This is a genomic window from Micromonospora sp. NPDC005161, from assembly GCF_053599855.1.
The window spans coordinates 25,947-51,322 of sequence record NZ_JBSFYQ010000006.1 but is presented as its reverse complement, the minus strand read 5'-3'; the positions used below and the strand labels follow the sequence as shown (position 1 = coordinate 51,322).

At 70.1% G+C, this 25,376-nt stretch carries 16 protein-coding genes and 1 pseudogene; 8 read left to right on the top strand and 9 right to left on the bottom strand.

Annotated elements, in window-relative coordinates:
- Positions 1-51 precede the first annotated feature (51 nt).
- From ACWD5O_RS08085 to ACWD5O_RS08065, 5 genes and pseudogenes are all read right to left on the bottom strand, one after another.
- Entirely contained in the window at positions 52-5,238 is a 5,187-nt protein-coding gene (locus ACWD5O_RS08085) for a hypothetical protein (protein ID WP_450084920.1), read from the bottom strand.
- A gap of 405 nt (positions 5,239-5,643) precedes the next feature.
- On the bottom strand, positions 5,644-6,735 hold the full coding sequence (locus tag ACWD5O_RS08080) for a sensor histidine kinase (protein ID WP_354966841.1): 1,092 nt from the start codon (positions 6,733-6,735) through the stop codon (positions 5,644-5,646).
- Complete coding sequence (locus tag ACWD5O_RS08075) at positions 6,707-7,375, bottom strand: response regulator transcription factor (RefSeq protein WP_354966842.1); 669 nt, start codon at positions 7,373-7,375, stop codon at positions 6,707-6,709. Before ACWD5O_RS08075 ends, ACWD5O_RS08080 begins: the two co-directional genes overlap by 29 nt.
- A 1,349-nt stretch (positions 7,376-8,724) precedes the next feature.
- Positions 8,725-9,412 (bottom strand): annotated as a pseudogene (locus ACWD5O_RS08070) (helix-turn-helix domain-containing protein); the annotation flags it as partial.
- Positions 9,413-9,521: 109 nt separating this feature from the next.
- The gene (locus tag ACWD5O_RS08065) at positions 9,522-10,877 is read right to left on the bottom strand and encodes a glycoside hydrolase family protein (RefSeq protein WP_354966844.1); all 1,356 of its coding nucleotides are present in this window, start codon (positions 10,875-10,877) and stop codon (positions 9,522-9,524) included.
- A 363-nt stretch (positions 10,878-11,240) separates the two neighbouring features.
- Between ACWD5O_RS08065 and ACWD5O_RS08060 the strand changes: the two genes are divergently transcribed.
- The 8 genes from ACWD5O_RS08060 to ACWD5O_RS08025 are packed head-to-tail and all read left to right on the top strand — an operon-like array spanning position 11,241 to position 20,313.
- Positions 11,241-12,287, top strand: coding sequence for a LacI family DNA-binding transcriptional regulator (locus ACWD5O_RS08060; protein WP_354966845.1), 1,047 nt, complete (start codon positions 11,241-11,243; stop codon positions 12,285-12,287).
- A gap of 39 nt (positions 12,288-12,326) precedes the next feature.
- Entirely contained in the window at positions 12,327-13,922 is a 1,596-nt protein-coding gene (locus ACWD5O_RS08055) for an FAD-dependent oxidoreductase (protein WP_450084919.1), read from the top strand.
- 25 nt (positions 13,923-13,947) lie between these two features.
- Positions 13,948-15,231, top strand: a complete 1,284-nt coding sequence (locus ACWD5O_RS08050; protein ID WP_354966847.1) for an ABC transporter substrate-binding protein — start codon at positions 13,948-13,950, stop codon at positions 15,229-15,231.
- 11 nt (positions 15,232-15,242) lie between these two features.
- The gene (locus ACWD5O_RS08045) at positions 15,243-16,190 is read left to right on the top strand and encodes a carbohydrate ABC transporter permease (protein WP_354966848.1); all 948 of its coding nucleotides are present in this window, start codon (positions 15,243-15,245) and stop codon (positions 16,188-16,190) included.
- Positions 16,180-17,022 carry a carbohydrate ABC transporter permease gene (locus tag ACWD5O_RS08040; protein WP_354966849.1) on the top strand — a complete coding sequence of 281 codons (843 nt, stop codon included), beginning with the start codon at positions 16,180-16,182 and terminating at the stop codon, positions 17,020-17,022. The genes ACWD5O_RS08045 and ACWD5O_RS08040 overlap by 11 nt, the downstream gene beginning before the upstream one ends.
- On the top strand, positions 17,019-17,915 hold the full coding sequence (locus ACWD5O_RS08035) for an ROK family protein (protein WP_450084918.1): 897 nt from the start codon (positions 17,019-17,021) through the stop codon (positions 17,913-17,915). The genes ACWD5O_RS08040 and ACWD5O_RS08035 overlap by 4 nt, the downstream gene beginning before the upstream one ends.
- Positions 17,916-17,962: 47 nt before the next feature.
- Positions 17,963-18,670, top strand: a complete 708-nt coding sequence (locus tag ACWD5O_RS08030; protein WP_354966851.1) for an N-acetylmannosamine-6-phosphate 2-epimerase — start codon at positions 17,963-17,965, stop codon at positions 18,668-18,670.
- Between the two features lie 2 nt (positions 18,671-18,672).
- On the top strand, positions 18,673-20,313 hold the full coding sequence (locus ACWD5O_RS08025; RefSeq protein ID WP_450084917.1) for a DUF4127 family protein: 1,641 nt from the start codon (positions 18,673-18,675) through the stop codon (positions 20,311-20,313).
- A 295-nt stretch (positions 20,314-20,608) separates the two neighbouring features.
- Here ACWD5O_RS08025 and ACWD5O_RS08020 read toward each other — a convergent pair whose 3' ends face one another.
- The 4 genes from ACWD5O_RS08020 to ACWD5O_RS08005 are packed head-to-tail and all read right to left on the bottom strand — an operon-like array spanning position 20,609 to position 25,329.
- Entirely contained in the window at positions 20,609-21,316 is a 708-nt protein-coding gene (locus tag ACWD5O_RS08020; RefSeq protein WP_450084916.1) for a copper homeostasis protein CutC, read from the bottom strand.
- A complete protein-coding gene (locus ACWD5O_RS08015; protein ID WP_450084915.1) occupies positions 21,313-23,439 on the bottom strand; it encodes an ABC transporter ATP-binding protein in 2,127 nt (708 codons plus the stop codon). Before ACWD5O_RS08015 ends, ACWD5O_RS08020 begins: the two co-directional genes overlap by 4 nt.
- 13 nt (positions 23,440-23,452) lie before the next feature.
- Complete coding sequence (locus tag ACWD5O_RS08010; protein ID WP_450084914.1) at positions 23,453-24,373, bottom strand: ABC transporter permease; 921 nt, start codon at positions 24,371-24,373, stop codon at positions 23,453-23,455.
- Positions 24,370-25,329 carry an ABC transporter permease gene (locus tag ACWD5O_RS08005; RefSeq protein ID WP_450084913.1) on the bottom strand — a complete coding sequence of 320 codons (960 nt, stop codon included), beginning with the start codon at positions 25,327-25,329 and terminating at the stop codon, positions 24,370-24,372. Before ACWD5O_RS08005 ends, ACWD5O_RS08010 begins: the two co-directional genes overlap by 4 nt.
- Positions 25,330-25,376: the final 47 nt, after the last annotated feature.

Sequence of the window (25,376 nt, the reverse complement as noted above, 5' to 3'; positions counted from 1 at the left end):
AGGAACGCTCTCCGTGTCGAAGTTCGCGCCATGGCTTTCACATCGGACTCCTCACTGGCCGCTCGGGGGGACGAGCACCGTTATTCCGGCCAGTTCGTCAGCGCCCAGATCCCACGGTGTGGTGTCCCGCCCCGACAGCCGCAGCTGCGGACGGCTCTGCCCGTCGATGTCGCCGGGGGTTCCGGTGGGAGCGCCGATCGCGGTGGCGGAACACGCCGAGATGCTCGCCGGTACCGGGGTGTTGGAGCAGCGCACGCCGCGGTCGATCGCCGGCGAGGTGACCTGGAGGTGGTAGTCACCGGTCAGTCCGACCGGCGGGTCCTGCCCGGTGATCGTCACCGCCGCGGTCTGCGGGTCCAGCCGCGACCCGGACACGGTCAACTCGTTGCCGAACGGCGTCACGAACAGCGGGTTCTCGCCGATCCGGTTCGCCTGGCCACCAGGCAGTGCCCGCAGCACGCCGTCCGGTCCCAGGATCTGGCCGTTGGTGAGCGTGGAGTACCGGGCTGTGAACGTGTCGGCGTTGTTGGTCGTTCCGCGCACCTCGAAGTCGATGAACCCTCGGTCGACCAGGGTGGCTCCCGGGCCGGGCTGGCTCAGGGTGAACGCGTCGTTGTTCCAGAAGATGTTGTTGAACAGCGCCACCGGGTTGGAGAAGCGCGGCGAACCGGCGGGCAGCGTCGCCTGGAACAGCGGGTCGTTCGCCTCGGAGGCCAGGCCGGCGGAGTGCGGGTTGCCGTCCGAGTCCTCCGACGATCCGGTGGAGACGTTGTTGGCCACGGTGTTGTTGACGATCGAAACGTTCGACGAGTCGTCCAGCGTGATGGCCCCGCCGACGTCCGCCGCCCCGTTGTTGTTGATCATGTTGTTGCGGATGTTGATCCGCGCGGTGAGGGCGTCGAGCACGAACATCCCGCCGCCGTCGTCGCCGGAGTAGTTGCTCTGGACCAGGTTGCGGTCGACGTCCACGGTCCCGGTCCCGTCTCCCAGCGCGGCCGGCGAGCCCACCGGCAGCTCGGTCTCGATGGCGATGCCGGCGCCGGAGTCGACGGAGTCGTTGTAGTAGATCTGGTTGTCGTGGATCCTGCCGCCGGGGCTGAGGCCGATGTGGGAGACGCCGGCTCCGTAGTTCACGCTGAAGTTCGAGCAGATTATGTTGCTCGCCAGCTCGTACCCGTTGGAGCCGTAGAACAGCCCCACGGCGCCGGCCTGGGTCAGGCCGCCGTTGCCGGTCAGCCGGTTGTTGGCGATCCGCACGTTGTAGTTGTGGTTGACCCGCGCGCCGGTTCCGCGCGGCCCGGCGTCGAACGGCTGGCCGAGCGCGATCCCACCGGCGACGATCCCGCCGTTGTTCTCCAGCACGTTGTTGGTCAGCTGCATGTTGTTGGCGGAGGCCTGCAGCTGGATGCCGCCCGCCCCGTCGCCCTGACCGGTGGTCAGGCCCAGGCCGTCGATGCGGGCCCGGTTGAACGCCGCGGTGAGGCCGGTGCCGATGTCGTAAGCCGTCGCAGTCTTCGCCAGCACGGTGATGTCCGCGCCGCGCAGCACCGGGTGGTTGCCGACCAGGCCGTTGTTCGTCACTCCCGCGTAGGGCGAGTTCGCGCTGATCGTCGCGTCGTAGTCCGATGCGTTCTGCTGGAAGTACCGGCCGTCGATGACGGTGCCGGGGACGTTGAACCGCGCGTCCTCGGGGTCGCGGGCCTGCAGCTCGTGGGCGCCGATGATGCCGCCGGGGCCCCGTCCCTGCAGCTTGAGCGGCTTCCACAGCAGCACGTTCTCGTTGTAGACGCCGGGCGAGAGCACGAGCAGGCTACCCGGGACGGCGCTGTTGATCGCGTTCTGCAGGGCGTGCACTCCGCCGTTTCCGGTGGCCGGCGGTGGCGGTGGCACGTTCACCACGGTCGGCGTGTAGGTGACGACGTCCGTGCCGGAGCCGTTGCTGCCCAGCACGTGCAGCGTGATGCCGTTGACGCTCGACACGCCACCGTTCGCGTCCGCCGTCGTGATCGTCAGCTGCTTCGGCCCGGGCCGGAAGGTGGAGCTGAGCGCCGGCACATTCAGCACGATGTTGTCGGGCGTGGAGCCGCTGCCCGGGGTCCAGCTGACGATGCCGCCGTTGGCCCGGGTCAGGGTCTGCACCTGGCCGGTGCGGCCGTCGGTCAGTGTCGCCCGGACGCCGGTCGTGCCCGTGGCCGTGCCGGGTGCGCCGATGAAGTCGGCCTGGACGGTGATCTGCCGGCTGCCGGCGGCCGGCACGACCGGGGTGGAGATCTGCAGCAGCTCGGGCCGTGCCGGGACGGCGGGGTCCTCGCATGCGGTGCCGGAGATCGGGTCCAGCGGCAGGTCGAGCTGCGTGGTCAGGCCGGGCCACGCCTCGGCCGGCGTAGTGGCGACAAGCAGGTTCGGGTTGAAGTTGGTGTTCGGGTGTTCCTTGGTCCCGGGGTCGTCGACCTTGACCAGGTACATGCCGGGGCACGGGCCCTGTGGGATCGGGCAGTTGAACGTCTCGGTGGAGGGCACGAGCACCTCGAACGAGCCGTCGGCGCTGGTGGTCACGGTCGTCAACAGCCGCCAGGTGTTCGCGTCGTACGGCTGGTTGACGTTCGGCACGGTGTCCACCCGGGCGTAGATGCCGACCGGAATGCCGGCGATCGGCCGCGGCTCGCCGTACCACGGGGACAGCTTGTTGCGCTCGAAGTAGATGTCGTTGAAGACCTGTCCGACCAGGCGGCCGGGCAGCTGCACGTCGCCGGTCCGGTGGTCAGCGGCGTTCGTGCCGTTGGGGTCGGTCCGGAAGTTCGTCATGAGGAAGAAGTCGGCGTTGGCGTTCTGGCCGTTCTCGAGAACGACCAGGCGCTTGTCGCACATCGGCCGGGACGTGCTGGTGGCCTGGTTCCCGGTGTAGTAAACGCTCCGGGGGGTCAGCGTCGACTGGTCGATGACGTGGCTGTCGCCGGCGCACGGCGGCGGTGGGATCTGCGGAGCGAACTGGTTGCCGAGGTCGACGTTGACGTCTTCCTCCCGGACGATGTGGTACAGGCATCCCTGGCCGCCGCCGGGGACGGCGCCCTTCGGGTTGCTGATCCGCTGGGTGGCGCCCGACGGGTTGCAGGCACGGGTGTCTGCCGCGTCCTTCGGCATGACCACATGGGTGATGTACGTGCCGGCCACGAGCGGGTGATCGGACGGATCCGAGCCGTCCGTGCACAGGTCCGTTCCCAGGTTCAGGCCGCTCGGGCAGTAGTCGGCGAAGGCGTAGCCGCCGTCGAAGGCCCCGTCCTTGGTCTGCTCGCCGGTCAGCGGCACCTCGAGGCAGTTCGGCCCGATCTTGGGGTTGAACTGGGCGGTGATGTCCGCGCCGCTGATGTCCCGGATGGGGTTGCAGCTCTGCGTGAAGTTGTTGCCGTCGGGCTGCGGGTCCTGGCTGGCGTTTGGCTGCTGCCAGTGGTCGGTGACGTACCGGTTGAGGACCACGTCGTCGGCCGTGTTCGGCTGGCGGTCGGGCCCGGGGCCTTCGAGCAGAACGGTGACGTTGGGAATGCCCGGCTCGTAGTCCTCGGCGGCCTGGAACCGCGCGTCGAACTCGTTGCGCGTGGTGGCGTTGAAGGTGATGCCGACGATCTGGCCGGGCGTACCGGCAGGGTAGTCGCGCTTGCCGAAGTCGACCGTCGCGCGGTGTCCCTCGAGCAGGAGCTGGTTGTGCAGCAGACCGCCACCCTGGTTGGTCGGCACGCACGGGTTGGCCGGTACGGCCGGGGGCGCCACGCTGCAGGACGGGGTGACCGCTCCGGTGTGCTCGTCGTGCACGGAGGGGCCGGGGTAGGCGGTGAAGCGGGCGAAGCCCTGCTCGTTGACGATCCACCGGCCGAGTGGGCCGCCCTCCGCCGTCGGGTACTCGTAGTGCCCACGGGCGTCGGTGAACGTCGATTCCTTGATGGAGCCGTCCCGCCACCGCTGGTCCACGTCGGTGGTCGGGATCGGCGCGTCGAGGCCCGCGTCGTACTTGCCGTTGTTGTTCAGGTCCTTGTAGACGTGCCCGTCCAGCCAGCCGAACCAGCGGGACACACCCAGGCCGACCTCACCGTCGTCGCCGGTGTCGTTGACGTCGACGGTCTGTCCTGCGCCCACGGTGAGGGGTTTGAAGCGCATGATGTAGCTGAGCTGCTCATCCCAGACCGACAGGTTGTAGGTCCCCGCCGGGACGTGCGGGATGTCGAAGTTACCGTCCTCGTCGCCCCGGCCGATGTAGACGGTCTGGTCGGTGGTGCTGTCGGACAGCGCGACGAACGGGTTCTCCACCGGCTCGTTGTAGGTGCCGGTCGTGTAGGGCGCCCATTCCACCCAGTTGCGCGCCCTGCCCGTGATCTCGCCCGTGCCGCTGGTGGCGAACGGGGTGGGAGAGCACACGAAGCCGAACCAGTACGCGGTGCGGTTGTTCGGCGGTTCCCACAACTGCTCGCCCGGAGCGCCGGTGCCGTCGCTGCCCTCCTCGACGGGGGCCAGCAGCTGCAGCCCACCGTCGATGGTCGTGGTCTGGTACCACCGGCTGTCAGGGTCGCTGTTGCAGGGCTGGTCCGGCGGATGCACGTCGATGAAGTACGTCGCCGGCCCGAGGTCGTCGAGCTGGGTGAACCCGGTGTCGTCGGTCAGGCAGTTCCCGCCGCAGAGCGGATTGTTGTTGTAGTCGACGGTGACCGCGTTGCCGGTCTGCTCCTCGAGCCCGACCTTGAAGCCCTCCAGACCCGCCTCTTCGGTGTCCGGAGCGCCGTTGGCCCACGTGTTGTCCTCGAACACGAAGACCCGGATCTTCCCCAGCGGCAGCGGGTGGTCCTCGCTCTGCTCGGTCAGATCGATCCGCGCGGTCAGCGTTCCGTCAGTAGCGGCATCGATGGGCAGCGTGATGTGCTTGCCCCACATCTTGTGATCCAGCGAGCGGACCGAGATCAGGTAACGTCCCGCGGGCAGCTTGACCGTCGGACGGCTCTGGTCGCCTTCGGCCACGATCGGACTGTTGCTCTCGGTGTTCAGGACGAGCGGATCGCTGGCCAGCTTGGTGTTGTCCGCGTTGATGATGTACGTGAAGTTCGCCAGCTGCCCGGCGGCCGGGTTGTCTCGAGCGGTCGCGAAGTCGCGCGCGTCCACGGTGACCGTGCAGCCCCCGGCCGGACACGCGGTGGCCGCCAGCGCCGACGAGGCGCCGGTGAATCCCATCACCGGTGGGAGAAGAGCGGCGACCATGAGGACGACCGTCGACGGTGCGATCACGCGGCGAGGTCGCCGGAATCGCCGGCGTACCGCAGGGAGAAGGATTGGCCCCGACCGTGGATCGACTCGGCCCGGACGGCGATTGTCCGGGGTCGCAGCCGATCGTCTGCTCGAAGGCCGTGGACACCACGTCTTCCATGCTGTCCGCAGCGCGCTCGTCATCGTCGCCCTCGACCGATCTGGTCGCATCGGCTCCACCTCCCGGCGCGACGCTCGGCACGGATCCCCAGATCAGGGCACAGGTCGTGCGTCACACTGATGATGGAGCCCGGAGGTCGGCCCGCGGCGTTCGTGACAGGTTTGTCATCTGGCTGTCATGCCGGAGGTCCGTCGGCCCGGATCTCGCGCAGTTGTCCTGCGCCGGGCGTTCGGGCCGCCTCAACCGCCTGGGGCGGAACCCCGCTGCTGGGGCGCGGGCGCCGCATCCGTAGGCGCCTGCTGCGCGACGAAGCGTGGGAAGACCATTGAGATCCTCGTACCTACGTCGGGCTCGCTCTCCACCCGCAGCGAACCGCCCCACGAACCGACGACGGCTCTTACGATCGCCAAGCCGAGTCCCGTGCCGGAGTACATGCCCGGGGGGGCCGGTGACGCACCCGCGTTGCTCAGCGCCTCGACCTGCTCCGGATACATTCCCTTGCCCGAGTCGGCGACCACCATGGTCCAGCTGTTTCGCGTGCCGATTCCTTCGACCTCGATCCGGTCACCGGTTTCGGTGAACTTGACCGCATTGTCAAGAAGGCAGTCGAGAGCCATCTCCAGACGGTCCTGATTGATCGACGCCATCTCGACCGTGGAGCACACGCCCCACTGGCGATCCGCAGCGGGCCGCCACCGCCGCACGATGCCAGCCAGCAGCAGGTCGACGTCTCGCATCTCGCGGACGTACGGCCCGTCCAACTGCATGAGGGTCACCAGCCGGTGGGTTATGCCGGCCAGCCGGTCCAACTCCTCCAGCACGATTCTAGTGTCCTCCCGGATCACGGGATCGGAAGTGGCAGCAGACACCAGCTCGGTGTGCCCACGGGCGATCGTGATCGGGGTTCGCAATTCATGTGACGCAAGCCGTACGAAGCGGTCCTGGGACTCGGCGCGCCGGCGCTCGACATCGGCAAGTCGGGCGACCTCGGCCACCATCTGCTGGCGTCGCCGCACATGCCAGACCATGACGCCGAACACCGCAGCCATCAGTGGCACCTCGGTGACTTCCTCCCACCCGATGGCGGCCGCGGCGGCATGGTGGACGAGGATGTATCCCGTGGTGAGCGTGACGGCGGCGAGCACGACGACCATGACAACCGGGCGCCAGGTGGTCAGTCCGTACACGACCGACAGCCCGATCCACACGAGATGGAAGGGAACTGTCTCCTTTCCGGGTAAGACGTACATCAGGCAGCTGTTGACCATCGCCGTGGCGGCCCAGGCGGCGAGGAGAAGGCGGTCATTCCGCGATGAATCGATACCCGACATTGCGTACTGTCTCCACCCGCTCGGGGGTGTCCAGCTTTGCTCTGAGCCGGCGAACGTACACGTCGACCACGTTGCTGCCTGGGTCGAACAATAGCCCCCAGACGTCGGCCAACAACTCGGCCCGGCTGCACGCCTGCCCGGCCCGCTCCATCAGGTGCTGAAGCAGAAGGAACTCCCGCAGCGACAGCTCGACCGGCCGGCCGGCCACCGAGGCGCGGCGCAGCCGAAGATCCAGGCGGACCGGCCCCACGGACAGGGAACGCTGCGCCGGACCGGGGGCGGGGCCGCGCATCCTCGCCCGTACCCGGGCCACCAGCTCCGCCACCGCGAACGGCTTGACGAGAAAGTCGGCCGCTCCCGCCTCCAGGCAGGCGACCCTGATGCCGATCTCCGGCACCGCGGACACGACGAAGACCCGTTGGTCGGGGCGGGAGCCAACGAGCCGGTCGAGGATCTCGACACCGCTGATGCCCGGCAACATCAGATCCAGCACCACAAGATCGAACTCGGTGGCGAGGGCCGCGTCCAGACCGTCCCGCCCGGTTCCGGCCCGCTCGACGACGTGCCCGTCGTCACGCAGCGCCCGCGACACGAGCCGAGCTATTCGGTCGTCGTCCTCCACGACAAGTACCAGCCCCACCGGACACCTCCGTCGGCGCCCGCAACATAACCGCCCTACCCTGGGTAGCCAAGACTTCTGTCGTAAGTCAGGCGCGGGTTGCGCCAATACCGGCACGGTCCACCGCTGCAGCGCCCGAGGGGCGGCGTGGGCTGCGGGTACGCGGTCGCGATCTCGGCAGGGCGCGCCGAAGGGCACGCCGCCCACGATTACCCCGTTGCCATCGACCGGTTGCCGTCGACGCGGAAGCACCCCGGTCGAGCACGTGCCCTCGTTTACTGGGTCGCAGCGGCTTGGGCGGCGCGTTACCTCGGGGGCCGCCGGGAGATACTCGCGAGCGGGGTGGAGTTGCCCGCCGTGCGTCGCGGCCGGCGTGCCGCAAGGCTTGCGCGCCTGTAGACGCTGACCTGCGTTGAACGCACCGAGGCCCCGCTCCCGGGTCGGCACGGGGCGATGCGCGGGCCACGAGAGCGGGGTCGGGTAGTGCGATCAGCGCTACTCAGGGGTAGCAGACACCCCCGTCGTCGAAGTGGCTCTTGCCGCCGCTGGCGTCACGGGCGTTAAGGGCGCCCGTGGGCTTATTCTGCGGGTTGATCTTGGCCGGCCCAAACTTGCCAAGATGAGGTTCTACCTGGCCCGTGCGGACGCAGTCATGCCCGTAGTTGAGGCCGGGGCTGGCCTGGGCGGGTGCCGCGAAGCCGATTACGGCAATCCCGCCCGCCGCCAACGCGGCTGCAAGTCTCCGCATGGTTCCCCCGTTCTGCTGCCTTCGGCCGGGCCTGGTCGGCCCAGGGAAGCCTGGGCAGCAGCTATAAGTTATGGGTTCACTACGGTGTGTATCGGGGTTATGCCGAGTTTGGGGTGAAGCGCAAGGGGACGGGCCACGCCCATCGCCTCGGGACCACCACGCCGTGGTGGTGGAGATGCGGTCCGTCGCGCCGCGGCACGACAGAGGTCACGCGTAGCCGACGAGTGTCGCCGAGCTGCTCACGGACAGCTACTAAGTCCTGGCGTCGAATAGCCTGGCCACCTTGGTGACCCGGCCGTGCGAGCTCGAACCGTACGTCACGCTAACGCTGCGTAGTGCAACGTCATTGCCGAGACAACCATCGGCAAGCGAGGAGCCGCAGGGGCGGCCGGACGACGGCGAAGTGGTGGCGCGAGGCTCCCTACCTCTTCCGTAACCGCTCAGGCAACGGCCTCGTGTGCACGACGGCCAGCTCACGGTTCTGCCGGGTGAGTGCCGTGTAGAGCGGCCCCTGACGGCCGAGGTCCTGCGGGAAGTCGGCGGGTTCGACCACGACGACGCCATCGAACTCCAACCCAGGGGCGGTGTCCGGGTGGGCCACCGTCACCTCGCGGCCCGAGTCGACGCCGCGGGCGGCGAACCAGCCGACGGCGTTGCGTAACACCTCGATAGCCGTGGCGGCTTTCTCGTCGTCACGGATCTCGGCGTAGGCGACCCGGGAGTGATCATCGACGACGGTGTGCACGAACGCCGTACCCATCTGAGGTTCGTAGACGCCGTTACGTGCCCCGGTCCGCCGTGCGGTGGCCTGGCGGTTGCGCCCGCCCTTGCTGGCGGCCGACGAAACGCCACCCGCCGCCGTCGGGGATGTTGCCGTACTTGGTGACATCCACCTGCAGCATCGCGCCCGGATGCGGGTGTTCGTAGCGGCGGATCGGTTCCCCGGTGACCCGGTCGATGTGTGACAGCCGGTGGAGTCGGCAACGCGTCAGCACCGCGTGCACGGTCGAGGCCGGCATGCCCAGGCGGCCGCCGATCTGCACGGGTCCGAGGCGCTGTTTCCACCGCAGGTGCACGATCTTGCGTACCAGCGGACGCGTGGTCCGGGCCGGGCTGCGGTGCGGCCGCGACGAACGGTCCTGCATGCCCTCGGCGCCCTGCTGCCGGTATCGCTGCGCCCAGCGGTTCGCGGTCGGCCAGGACACGTCATAGCGTTCGGCTGCTCGGGCGACCGACCAGCCCTCATCCACGATCAGACGCGCCAGGCGCACACGTGCGCGAGGGGTCAGGGCAGCGTTAGCGTGGGACACGAAGGCCTCCTGTTGCCAGAGCGGTTCCTAGACAGCTCCACTCCACAACCGGAGGCCTTCACCTATTTCAAGATCCCAGCCGTGTCACCAACGTCCATGGACAGAACACCTAGTTGCTGCCCTGGTCGTGCGGGACGGTGACGGTGACGGTGCAGCCCACCGGCCGTCCGATCTCGTCGTGACCGTCATACGTGAGGTGGTACATCCGGTCCCCGCCATTCCCGGCGCGTTCGGCCCGTAGCTTGCCACTCGCGTCCGGCGTGCCGACGGCGAAGCCACTCACGTCCGCGGCCTCACCACCGGTCACGCCGGTCAGGGTGAACGCGTTCGGGCCGAGGACGCCGTCGTGCAGGTCGACTGTGACGTTGACGTCGACCAGCTCATGGTTCGGCGGCCACAGGACCGGCCGGTCCACGGCACAGTCCAGCTGCCGTACCGGCAACGGGTTTGCCAGGGTGGCGGTGGCGTGCCCGATGGTCGCGGTGAGCCGGCCGCCGGCCTCGTAGTACATGTGCGCGGTACGCCCATCGAAGTAGAACGTCGGCGCGGCCGAGCGGCCGAGGTCGGGCGCTGCGGACATCGAGTCGTGCACGATGCCGAGGTGGATCTCCTGGTCGAAGTCCTGCCCGACGTCCACCGCGTGCATGTTGCCATCGGCTGCGTGGTAGATCACCAGGTTGCGGTCGTTCCAGCGCAGGAAGAACGGTCCCGAGGCGTTCGGCCCTTCGATGCCCTGCGGGGTCACGATCGGTTCGGGTTGCATGGTCCAGGTCCGCGCGTCGTTGGAGACCGCCCAGCGGATCCGCCGCGACACGGGCCCGGTCGGTCCGGGCAGTGCAGCGGTCGGATTGTCCATGAAGAGCATCAGGTACCGGGTGCCCAGGCGGGGCACGGACTGCTCGAACACCCGGGCGTAGGAGGTCTCGCCACCGGTCGTGTCGTTCCGGCTGACCGCCGTCCCGCCGTAGCTGAAGTGGATGCCGTCGTCGGAGGTGGCGTACCGGGTGATGGAGTTCTCGCCGTGGAAGTAGAGGAAGAGCTTGCCCTCGCCCTCGATCCACACCGCGTGCGGCGAGGAGATGTGGCTGACCGTCGCGTAGTACGGCAGCCAGGTGTTGCTGATCAGGGGGTTGGCGACGTACTCCGTCCACGGACCGTTGATCGAGTCGGAGTACGCGAGGGCGATCCCGCCGGGACGCTCGTGCGGCGCGTAGTACAGGTAGTAGGCGCCGAGCGGGTTGGGGAAGTAGTCGGCGGCCCGGATGACGCTCGGGAAGATGAACTCGTTCGTCGGGTTGTAGGTGAGGGTGCCCTTGTCGAACGCGGTGCCCTGGTAGGTGAACTGGGGGAAGCCGAGCCCGGGTTCGGCGGCTGCCGGCCGGGCGCCGGCTACTGCGGCGAGGAGCAGGCCGGCACTGGCGGCCGCCAGGACAGCGCGTCGGGACGGGGCGGATGGTCTCGTCATGCGGCTTCCTCTTCGGTCGGTCGGATCGGCGGCACGAACGGCGCGGCGCGGCGCGGTGTGACGCTCAGTAAGAACACAGGGGACACCGATCGGCTGGCAGCCCTTGGCACCACCCGAGCTAATACGTATTAGCATCTATGTTTCTCGAATATTGCGCGCCCGGCGGCGACTCTGTCAAGAGCCGGCTCGCGGCCCGGGCCAGACAGCGACCCGCCGCGAACCTCGACGGCTAATGCGCATTACTCCAGCAAGTTCACCGTGCCGAAATCTTGCGTCCACCCCTTGACACACGCCGGGCCACCGGCCAAGCTCCTTCCCAACGCCGACCGCTAATACGCATTAGCAACACCGGAAGGACCCGACGTGACCGCTCCCCCCAGACGTGTCACCCAGCGTGACATCGCGCGGATGGCCGGCGTCAGTCAGGCGACGGTGTCGCTGGTGCTCAACAATCGGACCGACGCCGACGTCCGCATCGCCCCGGAGACCCGGGACCGGGTGTTGCGGGTCATCGCCGAGACCGGCTACGCCGCCGACCCCGTGGCCCGCCGCCTCGCCTCGCGGTTCAACCGGATCATCGGCGTCTTCACGTACGAGCCCGCCTTTCCCAGCGGCAGCCGGGACTTCTTCCACCCGTTCCTGCTCGGCATCGAGGAGTACGCCGAGCGGGTCGGCTGCGACCTGCTGCTGCTCACCAGCGCACCGGTGGTGGACGGCCGGCGACGCATCTTCCACCAGGACAACCGGCTACGTCTGGCCGACGGGTGCATCCTGCTCGGGCGCGAGATCGACGGCGCGGAGCTGCACCGGCTCAACCGTGACGGATATCCGTACGTCGCCGTCGGGCGCCGCGACGACGCCGGCGGGCCGGTCCCCTACGTCGGCGCCGACTACGCCTCGGCGGTGGCCCAGCTCGTCGAGACGGCGCTGCGGCACGGTCACCGCCGCCTGACGTACGTCAGCATGGGCACCGCCGCGGAATCCTCCGAAGACCGGCTCCGTGGGTTCCACGCCGCCGCGGCGACCGCGGAGAGCGCCGGGCAGATGTCGGCAGTGGCCGCGGAGGCCGAAACAACCGTCGACACCCTGCTGGCCGACGGGACCACCGTCGTCTTCGTGGAGGACTTCGCCACGGCGGTCGCGCTGGAGTCGGCCACCCGTCGGCGTGGCCTGACCGTGCCCGGCGACCTGTCGATCGTGACCCTCGGCGACCCGACGGCCCCGGTCCCCACCGACATCGCGTTCACCGGGTTCCGCATCCCCCGCGAGGAGATGGGCCGACAGTCGGTCGAGGTGCTGACGGGCGTCATCGATGGCAGCGCGGCCGGCGTCCAGCAGCGACTTCTCCCCTGCGAACTCGTCGAGGGCGTCACCCTCGGCACCCCCGATCCGGCGGTCGACCGGCGCTGAGCGGTCGGCCGCGCAACTGGAAGGAAACACGTGGTACTCATGCGTACGGACGTCCTCGTCGTCGGGGGCGGACTGGGCGGCGTCGCCGCGGCGCTCGCCGCGGCCCGGGCCGGCCGGTCCGTCATCCTGACCGAGGAGTTCGACTGGCTCGGCGGGCAACTCACCAGCCAGGCCGTCCCGCCGGACGAACACTCCTGGATCGAGCAGTTCGGCGCCACCGCCAGCTACCGGGCGCTGCGCAACGGCATCCGCGACTACTACCGTCGCCACTACCCGTTGACCGAACGGACCCGGGCCTGGACCGACCTCAACCCCGGTGCGGGTTGGGTGAGCCGGCTCTGCCACGAGCCGCGGGTGGCCGTCGCCGTCCTCGAACAGATGCTCGCCCCGTACCTCGGTTCGGGCCGGCTTCGGGTGCTGCAGCCGTACCGGCCGGTCGCCGCGGAGACCGACGGGGACCGGGTGACCGGCGTGACGCTGGCGCACCGCGACCGGGACGAGCGGATCGACGTGGTCGCGCCGTACGTCCTGGACGCCACCGAGACCGGCGAGTTGCTGCCGTTGACGGGCACCGAGTACGTCACCGGGTTCGAGTCGCAGGCGGACACCGGTGAGCCGAGCGCCCCGGCCGAGGCCCAGCCGATGAACATGCAGGCGGTGTCCGTCTGCTTCGCCCTCGACCACGTCGACGGTGACCACACCATCGACCGTCCCGCGGGGTACGACTTCTGGCGCGACTACAAGCCCGACTTCTGGGGTGACCGCCTGCTGTCCTGGAAGTCACCGCACCCGCGGACGTTGGAGATCGTCGAGCGCAGCTTCACCCCCAACCCGGACGACGACCCGCTGAGCGTCAACGCCGATCAACGCGTCAACCCGGGCGATGGCAACCTGTGGACGTTTCGGCGGATCGCCGCACGGCGCAACTTCACCGACGGCGCGTACGGCAGCGACATCACCCTGGTCAACTGGCCAATGATCGACTACTTCGAGGGTCCGGTCATCGACGTGCCGAACGCGTCGTGGCACCTGACCAAGGCCCGCGAGCTGTCGTACTCGGTGCTCTACTGGCTGCAGACGGAGGCGCCCCGGCCGGACGGCGGCACCGGCTTCCCGGGCCTGCGGCTGCGCGGCGACGTGACCGGCAGCTCGGACGGCCTGGCCCAGGCCCCGTACATCCGCGAGTCCCGCCGGATCCAGGCCGAGTACACCGTGGTCGAGCAGGACCTGTCCCTGGCGGTCCGGGGCGACCACGGCGCGGTCAGCTACCCGGACGCGGTGGGCGTGGGCATGTACCGGATCGACCTGCACCCGTCGACCGGTGGTGACAACTACATCGACGTCGGCTCCTGCCCGTTCGAGATCCCGCTCGGCGCGCTGATCCCGAGCCGGATGGAGAACCTGCTGCCGGCCGGCAAGAACATCGGCACCACCCACGTCACCAACGGCAGCTACCGGCTGCATCCGGTCGAGTGGAACGTCGGCGAGGTCGCCGGCCTGCTCGCCGACTTCTGTCTGGCGCGGGGCGAGTCCCCGCGTGCGGTCCGCAACACCCCCCGTCTGCTGGCCGACTTCCAGGACCGCCTGACCGCGGCCGGCGTGGAACAGCGCTGGCCGCAGATCGCGGGCTACTGAAAACACCCCCGGTGAGGAGAAGATTGTGAGAGCAGGAAAGGCCCTGCGCGGCGTCGCCGTCGCATTGACCGGTGCGCTCGCCCTGACCGCCTGCGGCGGCGGTGGCGAGGCCGACGACAGCGGTCCGGCGAAGCTGCGGATGACCGTCTGGTCGGCCAACGAGGCGCACCTCAAGCTGTTCAACGAGATCGCCGACGAGTACCGCAAAAGCCACCCGGACGTGGCCGAGATCAAGTTCGACCCGCTGCCGTTCGACACCTACACCACGACCCTGACCACCCAGATCGCGGGCGGGAACGCGCCCGACCTCGCGTGGGTGTTCGAGAACTCCGCCCCCGACTTCGTCTCCTCGGGCGCGTTGCTGCCCCTCGACGACACGCTCAAGAAGGCCGAGGGTTACCAGTACGAGGACATCTCCCCCGCCACCCTCAAGCTCTGGCAGGACGACGGGAAGCTGTACGCGTACCCCTTCTCCACCTCGCCGTTCGGGGTCTTCGTCAACACCGACCTGCTCACGAAGGCCAAGCAGAAGACCCCGGCCGAGCTGATCGCGGCCGGTCAGTGGACCTGGGACAACGCTCTGGCCACCGCCGCGGCGACGGCGGCGAATTCCGGCAAGGCCGGCCTGGTAATTCGGGACTTCGACTACAAGGGCTGGGACAACCTGTCCACCTTCTGGACCGGGTGGGGAGCCCAGGCATGGAGCGAGGACGGCAAGGCCTGCGGCTTCAACAGCCCGGAGATGGTCGACGCGATGACCTCCCTGCACAAGGCCACCTTCACCCAGAAGGCGCTGCCCGGCCCGGGCACGACCGCCGACTTCTTCGCCGGTGACTCGGCCATGACGATCACCCAGATCTCCCGCGCTTCGCTGCTGAAGGACGGCGGCTTCGGGTGGGACCTGGTGCCGCTGCCGGCCGGGCCGAAGGGGAACTACGCGGTGGTCGGCCAGGCCGGCCTCGGGGTGATGAAGAAGAGCCCGCACGCCAAGCAGGCGGCCGACTTCCTGGCCTTCTTCACCAACCCCACGAACTCGGCCAAGCTCGCCCAGTTCTTCCCGGCGCCCCGACAGTCGCAGCTGACCGCCGAGACGCTCGCCAAGACGAACCCGAAGCTCAAGCCGGAGCAGCTGCAGAAGGTCGTCATCGACGGCATCACCAACGGCGTGGTCAAGCCCAGCCACTCCGGGCAGGCCGAGCTGAGCCAGCAGGTCCGCGCCGGCCTCGACCCGCTGTGGCAGCCGAACGCGGACGTCAAGGCCGTACTCGACGGCGTCTGCGCCAAGATCCAGCCGCTGCTGGCGAAGTAAGGCCAACGATCATGACCCAGACGGACACCAGGGTGGGCTCGGCTGTTGCCGGGCCCGCCCCGGGCCCGGCCCGGCCGTTCTGGACCAGCCGCCGCCGGGACCAGCTCACCGGTTACCTGTTCATCGCCCCGCAACTGCTCGGCAGCGCCGTCTTCGTGATCCTGCCGCTGATTCTCGTGCTCTGGTACAGCCTGCACGAGTGGAACGTGCTCGCCGGGACCTTCGACTTCGTCGGCACCGACAACTACACGGCTCTCGCCGATGATCCCAACCTCGGCGCGGTGCTGCGCGCCACCGGGCTCTTCTCGGTCGGCCTGGTGATGCTCAATCTCAGCCTGGCACTGCTGCTGGCCGTCCTGCTGAACCAGAGGCTGCGGGGCACGATCGTGTTCCGCACGCTGTTCTTCTCCCCGGTGGTGGTCTCGCTGGTGGCCTGGACCATCGTCTGGGGCTTCCTGCTTCAGGACAACGGCGGGATCAACGGGCTGCTCGACACCGTCGGCGTGGACGGGCCGAACTGGCTGCGCGGCGAGGGCACCGCGATGGTGTCCGTGATCGTCGTGCAGGTGTTCAAGAACGTCGGCCTGAACATGGTGCTGTTCCTGGCCGCCCTGCAGGGCGTGCCGGCCGAGCTGTACGAGGCTGCGGAAGTCGACGGGGCGAGCCGGATGCGCCAGTTCTGGCGGATCACCGTACCGCTGATCAGCCCGACGATCCTGCTGACCTCGATCATCACCGTGGTCGGGTCGCTGCAGGTCTTCGCGCAGATCGCGGTGCTCACCCAGGGCGGACCCGGCACATCGACGACGGTGCTCGTCTACTACCTGTACCAGCAGGCCTTCCAGTTCCATCACTTCGGCTACGGCGCCACGCTGTCGATCGTGCTGTTCGCCATCGTGCTCGCCCTCACTGTGCTGCAGTGGCAGATGCGCAAGAGGTGGGTCTTCCATGAATCGTGACCTGTCCCGGCGGACCAAGCTGGTGCTCTACGGGGTGCTGCTGGTCCTGGCGATCCCGTTCGTCTTCCCGACCTGGTGGATGGTCACGTCGTCGCTGAAGCCGGTGGCGGACATCTTCGCCTTCCCGCCGCAGCTCCTGCCGACCAACCCGCGGTTCGACGCCTACCAGCGGGTGTTCGAGTTGCAGCCGTTCGGGCAGCAGTACCTGAACAGCCTCTACATCGCGCTGGTCGTCACGGTCGGCACCATGGCCGTTGCGGCGCTGGCCGGGTACGCCTTCGCGCGCATCCGGTTCCGGGGCCAGAACGTGTTGTTCCTGGTCGTCCTCGCGGGCCTGCTCATTCCGAGCGAGGTGACCATCGTTCCGCTGTTCCAGATGTTCTTCAAACTCGGCCTGGTCAACACCCACTGGCCGCTGATCCTGGTGCCGATCTTCGGCGCGCCGAGCGTCCTGGCGACGTTCATCATGCGGCAGTTCTTCATCAGCCTCCCCGGAGAGCTGGAGGAGGCGGCCCGGGTCGACGGGCTGGGCCGCTTCGCCACCTTCTGGCGGATCGCCCTGCCGCTGTCGCGGCCGGCACTGGGCGCGGTGGCCATCTTCACCTTCCTGCACAGCTGGAACCTCTACCTGGAACCGATCGTGTTCCTCTCCTCTCCGGAGAAGTTCACCCTGCCCCAGGCGCTCACCCAGTTCGTCGACGCGTACGGCGGGCCCATGTGGGACGTCCAGATGGCCGCGGCGTCGATGACGGCGCTGCCCGTCCTGGTGGTCTTCGTCATCGCGCAGAAGCAGTTCGTCGAGGGCCTCGCGCACACCGGCCTCAAGGGATGACGACACCAATCGTCGGCATCGACATCGGCGGCACCAAGACGGCGGCCGCGCTGGTCGACCGGGCCGGACAGGTGCTGGAGCGCCGCGAGGTGCCCACGCCCGCCCGGTCCGGGCCCGGGGCCGTGCTGGACTCCGCCGCCCGGCTGGCCACCGACCTGCTCGGCGCGGCCGCCGGGCCGGTAGGGGTGGGCACCGCCGGCACGGTCGACCCCGCAACCGGCGGCATCCGGTACGCCACTGACAGCCTGCCCGGCTGGGCCGGCACCCCGGTCGCCGACGCGCTGGCCGCCCGGCTGGGTCGACCCGTGCGGGTCACCAACGACGTGAACGCCGCCGCGCTGGGCGAGTGCTGGGCCGGCGCCGGACGGGACCGCGCTCATGTGCTGCTGGTGGCCGTCGGCACCGGGCTGGGCGGGGCGGTCGTCCGCAACGGCCGCGTCGAGGCCGGTGCGCGCGGCGCCGCCGGCGAGGTCGGACATCTGCCGGCCCCGGGCGCCGAACTACTGCGGTGCGGGTGCGGCCGGTACGGGCATCTGGAGGCGATCGCCTCCGGCAGCGGGCTGGCCGCCGCGTACGCCATCGAGACCGGCACCCACGTCACCGGGCGGGCCGTGGCGGACCGCGCCGCAGCCGGAGACGGGGTCGCCCAGCGGGTCGTGGAGCGGGCCGGAACCGTCCTCGGCGCGGCCCTGGCGGGGTTGGTGGCCCTGCTCGATCCGGAAGCTGTCCTGGTGGCCGGCGGAGCGGCCGGTCCCCTGCTGCCCACCGCGTCGGCCGCCTACTCGGCCGAGTTGCCCGCGGGCTGGGCCGACGTTCCGCTGCTGTCCGCCACGTTGGGCGCTGACGCGGTCGTGGTCGGCGCGGCCCGACTGGCCATCGACACACAGGAGTGAGCGGTGCTGACACACGCCGGCACTCGGATCAGTGAGAGGACCAGCGGGTGAGCGTGCTTGACGACCTGGCCGGCGGGCTGGTGGTGTCCTGCCAACCGCTGCCCGACGATCCTGACGACCCGATGCGGGACCCGTACGTCCAGGCCCGGGTGGCGGCCGCGGTGGTACGCGGCGGCGCGGTGGCGGTCCGGGTCAACGGACCGGACGACGTCAGAGCGGTACGCGCCGCCGTCGACGTTCCGGTGATCGGGTTGTACAAGCACGGCACCGAGGACGTCTTCATCACCCCGACCGCGGCCCACGCGCTCGAGGTGGCGCTGGCCGGGGCGGACATCGTCGCGATCGACGCCACCGACCGCCCCCGACCGGACGGACGCCCCTTCGCCGACACGGTCCGGGTGATCCGCGAACGGACCGACGCACTGGTCCTGGCCGACGTCTCCACCACGGCTGAGGGCGTCGCCGCCGTCGAGGCCGGCGCGGACGCCGTCGCCACCACGCTGTCCGGCTACACCCCGGCCAGCCCACCGACTGACGGGCCCGACCTCGGGCTCGTGGAGCGACTCGTCGCACTGCTGTCCGTGCCGGTGATCGCCGAAGGGCGGTACCGCACCACGGAACAGATCCGCCGGGCCTTCGAGGCGGGTGCGCACGCGGTGGTGATGGGCAACGCCGTCACCTCACCGCTGTGGATCACCCGCCGGCTCGTGCCGGCCGTCCCCCGCGCGGCGAGCGCCCCGAGGAAGAAGGAGTGAGCATGAGAAGACGTACCCTGCTGGCCACCGGCGTGGCCGGGCTGACCACCGTGGCCATCGGCCGACCCGCATTCGCCGGGCCCGCCAACCGGCGGCTGACCGTGGCACTGGTCCCGCTGGACGACCGGCCGGTCAACACCTACGCCCCGCAGATGACCGCGGCGAGCGCCGGCGCTCAGGTGCAGCTGCCGCCACGGGAACTGCTGGGCCGCTTCTTCACCCCCGGCGACGGGGCCGCCATCGCCCGCTGGCTCGGCACCACCAACGGCGTCGACGGGTACGTGATCTCGGTCAGCATGCTCGCCTACGGCGGCCTGATCGCCTCCCGCACCGCCGCCCCAACCCTGGCGGCCGCCCTGGAGAACCTGGCCGCGATCCGAAACCTGCGCTCGACCCGGCCGGGGGCGGTGATCGAGGTGCACGACACCATCCAGCGCCTCGCCATCACCAGCACGGGCACCGAGCTGGACCAGTACCGCGACCTGCTGGTCAGCTGGGCGAAGCTCTACGACCAGGTGGTGAACCTCGGGCAGGAGGAGCTGCGGGCCCAGCTCGACGCCGTCCGGGCGCGGATCCCCGACCAGGTCGTCGAGGACTATCTCGCCGCTCGGGCCCGCAACCACCAGGTCAACCGGCTGATGGTCGAGTGGGTCGCCGACGGCACCATCAGCCACCTCGTGCTCTCCGAGGACGACACCGCGCCGGTCGGTCTGGCCCGAGCCGAGCGGGTGGAACTGGAGGCGCTTGTCGCTCAACTCGGCGTCGACGACCGGGTGGAGATCTTCCCCGGCGCCGACGAGGTCGACGCGTTGCTGATCGCGCGGGTGATCGCGGCCGGCACGGCGCCCACCTACCGCGTGGAGTACGCCGGCGTCTCCGGCGAGGACTGGACCGCTCAACTGGAGGGCATCCCGTTCGCGGAGAACATCCGCCGGCACGTGGCCGCCGTGGGGGGACGGGTCGTCAGCGGCGACACGGACATCGTGCTCGCCGTGAACACCCCCTCGTCGGCACCCGGGCAGCGGGCCGCTGACCTGGACGCCTTCGTCGCGCGGATCGGCAAGCTGCTGGCGGCCGGCACCCCGGTCATCGTGGTGGACCCGCTCATCGTGAACAAGGCGGACCACGAACTGGTCGCGCGGATGGAGAGCGGCCTGGATCTCGCGGCGCTGCTGTCGTACTCGGGGTGGAACACCGGCGGCAACGCACTCGGCCTGGCGCTCGGCCACGGCACCGCCCGGTGGGCGTACCTTCGCTCCTCCGGCAGCGGATTCGGCGTGCCCGACCTGCGCGGGCCCGGCCAGGCGCACGCCGAGTACCTGCTCTACCGGCTCGTCAAGGACGACCCGTGGAAGAACATCGTGCAGGTCGAGGCGTACGCGCACGCACGGGCGCAGGGCTGGGACCCACTCGCGCTCACCCCCGAGCAGAAGACCTACTTCGACGGCTGGGTGAGCGAACGGCTGGTGCCGCTGACCGAGCGGTACTTCGCCGACCACTTCGCCGGGCACCGCATCGTGCTGGGCCAGCGAGGCGCAAAGACGTTCACGGCGACCCTGGCTCGCTTCGAGTCGGCGCGTGTCGAGCTGCCGTGGGACCGGCTCTTCGAGGTGATCCTCGAGCCTCGGCTGCGACTGTCCTGACCGGACGGCCGGTCGCGCCGGGGGTTGACCCGCCGGCGCGACCGGTCCGGTGCCGTCGTCAGCCCGCGCGCTCGCGGTGCTGGCGCGCCTAGTGGTGCGGGCGGTTCGGGTCCGTCGCCGTTCCCCGTGCCGTCCGTCCCGGCCGCCCGGGTGTGCCCGTCGGCCGGCGTCAGGGCGTCGCTTCGATGATGCGCAGGTCGGGGTCGGCGCCGTCGCCGAGCGCCCGCAGCGCCTCCTGGTAGGCGGGTGTCTCGTGGGCGGCGAGCGCCGCGTCGACGCTGACGCCGCTTTGCGCTCAGGAGGGCACGGCAGCCCGTGTGGCGTCGAGGACCCGGCGTACCTCGTCGCCGTCCGTGGCCTCGCGCCCGTCGCGCCGCACCGGTGCCCGCAGGTGCACCTCCCGCGCGCCGGTCTCCGCGAGCACCTGCCGGACGTTGTGCGACCGGATGCCGCCGCCGGCGATGACCCGCAACCGGTCGCCGGCCCGATGCCGCAGCGCGGCGATCCGTGGGGCACCGGCCAGCGCGCTCGGCGCCCCGCCCGAGGTGAGCACCGCGTCGGCCCCGAGGTCGATGAGTTCCTCGATCGCCCTCAGCTGGTCGCCGACCTCGTCGAAGGCCTTGTGCACCGTCACCGGCAGCGGTCCCGCAGCCTCGATCAGGCGCCGCAGCACGGCCAGGTCGAGGCCGCCCGCGGCGGTGAGGGCGCCGACCACCACCCCGACCGCGAGACCGTGCGGATTGGGCAGGCCGCGGATGGCCTCGATGTCGGCGAGCATGACCTGCTCCTCGATCTCGTTCACCCGGAAGTCACCGCCACGGGGACGGACCATGACCCGTACGCCCACCCGGCGCAAAGTCCGCAGCGCGACCCGGACCGTCCCCAGGCTCGGGGTGGTGCCGCCCTGGCCGAGGTCGGCGCACAGCTCCAGGCGGTCGGCTCCGGCCGCCTCGGCCACCAGCGCCGTCGGCACGTCGCTCACGCAGATCTCGACCGTGGTCATGTGGCCGCCCCGGCCCGAGCGGACGCCGCGGTCGACTCCGGACGCAGCGGGAAGTGGCACGCCACCTGGTGCGTGTCGCCGGCCAGCGGCGGCTCGGTCTCGCAGACGTCCTGGGCCAGGGGGCAACGGGTCCGGAACCGGCACCCGGTGGGCGGGTTGAGCGCGCTGGGCAGCTCGCCCCGGATGGTCACCCCTTCGCGCGCGGTCTCGGCGTTCGGCGTGACGGAGGGGACGGCGTCGATGAGCGCCTGCGTGTACGGATGCCGGGCGGCTCGGACCACGTCCCGCGCGGGCCCGACCTCGACGAGCTTGCCGAGGTACATGACGCCGATCCGGTCGGCCATGTAGTCGACGACGGACAGGTCGTGGCTGATGAAGACGTACGCCAGGCCGAGCTCGCGCTGCAGGTCCCGCATGAGGTTGAGGACCTGCGCCTGGATGGACACGTCCAGCGCGCTCACCGGCTCGTCGCCGACGATCAGCCGGGGTTGCAGGGCCAGCGAGCGGGCCAGCCCGATGCGCTGCAGCTGACCGCCGGAGAACTCGTGCGGATAGCGCTCCAGGACGCGCCGCGACAGCCCGACCTGGTCGAGCAGCGTCGCGATCCGCGCCCGCCGCGCCGCCGGGCCGCCCACCTTCTGGATCTCGAGGGGTTCGGCGAGGATGGCGTCGACGCGCATCCGCGGGTTCATCGCGGCGTAGCTGTCCTGGAACATCAGTTGGACCTGCCGGTGCATCCGGCGGCGCTCCCGTCCGGCCAGGCCGGCGATGTCTGTGCCGTCCAGCATGATCTGCCCGGCGGTCGCCTGCTCCAGCCCGACGGCGAGCCGGCCCACGGTGGACTTGCCGCAGCCGGACTCGCCGACCAGCCCGAACGTCTCGCCCGGGCCGACGTCGAACGACACACCCGCTACGGCGCTCACCTGTCCGGCGGTCCGGCGCAGCAGCCCACGGCCGTGCGCCGCGTAGTTCTTGACCAGGTCCCGCACCGACAGGATGGGCTCGGCCGCCAGCTCACCGGACGCGGCCGCCGCGTCCGCCGGCTCCGGCACCGGCTCGACCCGTGCCGGGGCGGGCAGGCTCACCGGCGCGGCGGGCCCCGCCGGCACGGGGTGCAGACAGGTGTGCTGGTGCGCGCCGGCCGACAGGGTCACCTCGCTGGTCCGGCACTCGTTGGTGACGTGCCGGCAGCGTGGCGCGAAGCGGCAGCCGGTCAGGGGCCGGGACAGGTCCGGCGGCAGGCCCTGGATGCTGTAGAGCCGGGCGTGTTCACCGGACTCCCGGATCGCCGACTCGGGAAGCGCCTCCATCAGCGCCTCCGTGTATCGGTGCCGAGGCGAGCGGAACAGCTCTCCGGTCGCGGCGGTCTCGACGACCCGTCCGGCGTACATGACGGCGACCCGGTCGGCGCGGCCGGCGATCACCCCGAGGTCGTGGGTCACCAGGATGACGGCCATCCCGAACTCTTCCCGCAGGTCGTCGATGAGTTCGAGGATCTGCCGTTGGGTGGTGACGTCGAGCGCCGTGGTCGGCTCGTCGGCGATGAGCAGGCGGGGGGAGCAGATCAGTGCCATCGCGATGGCGACCCGTTGCCGCATCCCGCCGGACAGCTCGTGCGGGTAGTTGTCGACAATCCGCTCCGGGCGCGGCATCCCGACCCGGCGCAGGATCTCGATGGTCCGCTCCCGGGCCTCCGCCCGGCCGACCCGCTCGTGCACCCGCAGCGGTTCGCCGACCTGGACGCCGATCCGCATGGTCGGGTTGAGCGAGGTGAGCGGGTCCTGGAAGACCATGCCCATCCGGACCCCACGGATCCGGCGTACCTCGTCGGCGGACAGCGATCGCAGATCCCGGCCCTCGAAGAGGATCTGTCCCCCGGACACCTGGCCGCCGGGCGGCAGCAAGCCCATGATCGACAGCGCGGTCATGGTCTTGCCGCTGCCCGACTCCCCCACGACGCCGAGGGTCTCCCCCGGCATGACCTGGAGACTGACCCCGTCCAGGGCGTGCACCGTACCGCGGCGCAGCGCGATGTCGGTGTCGAGATCGCGCAGTTCCAGCAGGGGCTGGACCACTGCCGGCCCGCCGGCCGCCGGGACGTGTCGGACGGTCGATTCGCTCATTTTCTGCTCCTGCTCAGCGTCGCCGGAGGCGGACCTCGAAGGCGTCCCTCAGACCGTCGCCGATGAAGTTGAAGGCGAGGACGATGAGGATGATGGCGATGCCGGGCGGGTACAGCAGCCACCAGTGGCCGCTGTAGGTGTCCGCCAGGCCGTCGGAGAGCATCCCGCCCCAGTTCGCCGCCGGCGGGGGGACGCCGAGGCCGAGGAAGGACAGGTACGCGACGTAGAGGATCGCGTCGGCGACCTGGAAGGTCGCGTTGACGATCACGGTCCCGATGGCGTTCGGCACGATGTGCCGCCGCACGGCCCGGCCGCCGGTGCCGCCCATCCCCCGCATGGCCTGGACGTACTCGCGGGAGCGCAGGGTCAGTGCATCACCCCGGACCAGCCGGGCCGGTCCCAGCCAGGCGAAGGCGCCGATGATGACGATGAGCATGGACACGCTCGGTGTGACGATGGCGGCGAGCAGCATGAAGAGGAACAGCGACGGGATCGACATCATCGCGTCGACGACCCGCATCATCGCCGAGTCCACCCAGCCGCCCGCGAACCCGGCGACGGCGCCCCAGATCGTGCCCACGGCGGTGGCGAGGATCCCGGCGGCGAGCCCGACGATGATCGAGGTCTGCCCGCCGAGCATGAGCCGCCCCAACTGGTCGTAGCCGACCCCGTCGGTGCCGAGCGGATGCCCCTGCTCACCGGGGCCCAGGTGGACGGCGGTGAGATCCGTGTGCACCTGGTCGGTGTGGTAGAAGACCGGACCGAGGAAGCAGATCCCGGCCAGCAGGACGAACAGGCCCAGGCCCACCAGGGCGAGCCGGTTCTCGCAGAAGACGGCCAGACCCTGCCGCCAGAGGCCGCGCACCGGCGCCTCGGCGTCGGCCGGCTGGTCGGGGGCGGCACCTGGGCCGACCGCCTCGGAGGGTGTGGTCATGACGCGCTCCGCTGGAGTCGGACCCGGGGATCGACGGCGGCGTAGAGCAGGTCGGCGACGAGCGCGCCGACCACCGTCGCGATCGAGATGATGACGGTGACCCCGAGCAGGATCGGGAAGTCACGCTTGAGCGCCGCCTGCCAGAACAGCTGTCCCATGCCGGGGAAGTTGAACAGCGACTCGACGACCAGCGCCCCGCTGAACAGCGCGGGCAGGTACATCCCGAGCAGCGCGATGACCGGGAACAGCCCGTTGCGCAGCGTGTGCCGCAGCACCACCCGCCGCTCGGAGAGGCCCTTGCTGCGGGCCGTGCGGACGTAGTTCTCGTTGAGGTTGTCGACCATGGCGGAGCGGACGTACCGCGAGTAGACCGCGATGGTGACGATGGCGAGGGTGATCGTGGGCAGGACCAGCCCGGCCGGATCGGCGAGCACCTCCGCCACGGTGAACCCCTGCGGGGCCTCGGGCGGCAGGATCGGCCAGATCTGCGAGAAAAGGATGATCATCATGAGGCCCATGAAGAAGATGGGCGTGGCGTACGCCAGCAGCGACAGCGAGGTGATGGCGTAGTCGGGCCAGCGGTTGCGGCGTACGGCCTGGATCACCCCGAGCGGGATCGCCAGGACGATGGCGAGCACGGTCGACAACAGCGACAGCACCATGGTCTTCGGCAGCCGCTGGGTGATCGCCTCGACGACCGACTGGTTGAGCTGGTACGAGTAGCCCAGATCGCCCCGCAGCAGACGGTGCACGTACATGCCGTATTGCTGGATCCAGGGCCGGTCGTAGCCCATGTCGTGGTTGAACGCCGCCAACTGCTCCAGCGTCGCCTCCTTGCCGAGGGTGGCGCGTGCCGCGCCGCCGGGCAGCAGGTGCAGGATGAGGAACGCGATCACCGTGACGAGCACGACGACGACGAGGGCCTGACCCAAGCGCGTGATGAGGTACCGGACCACCTGGGCCGTGCCTCCTCCCTGGTCGGGGCCCGGCGGCGCGGTGGGCG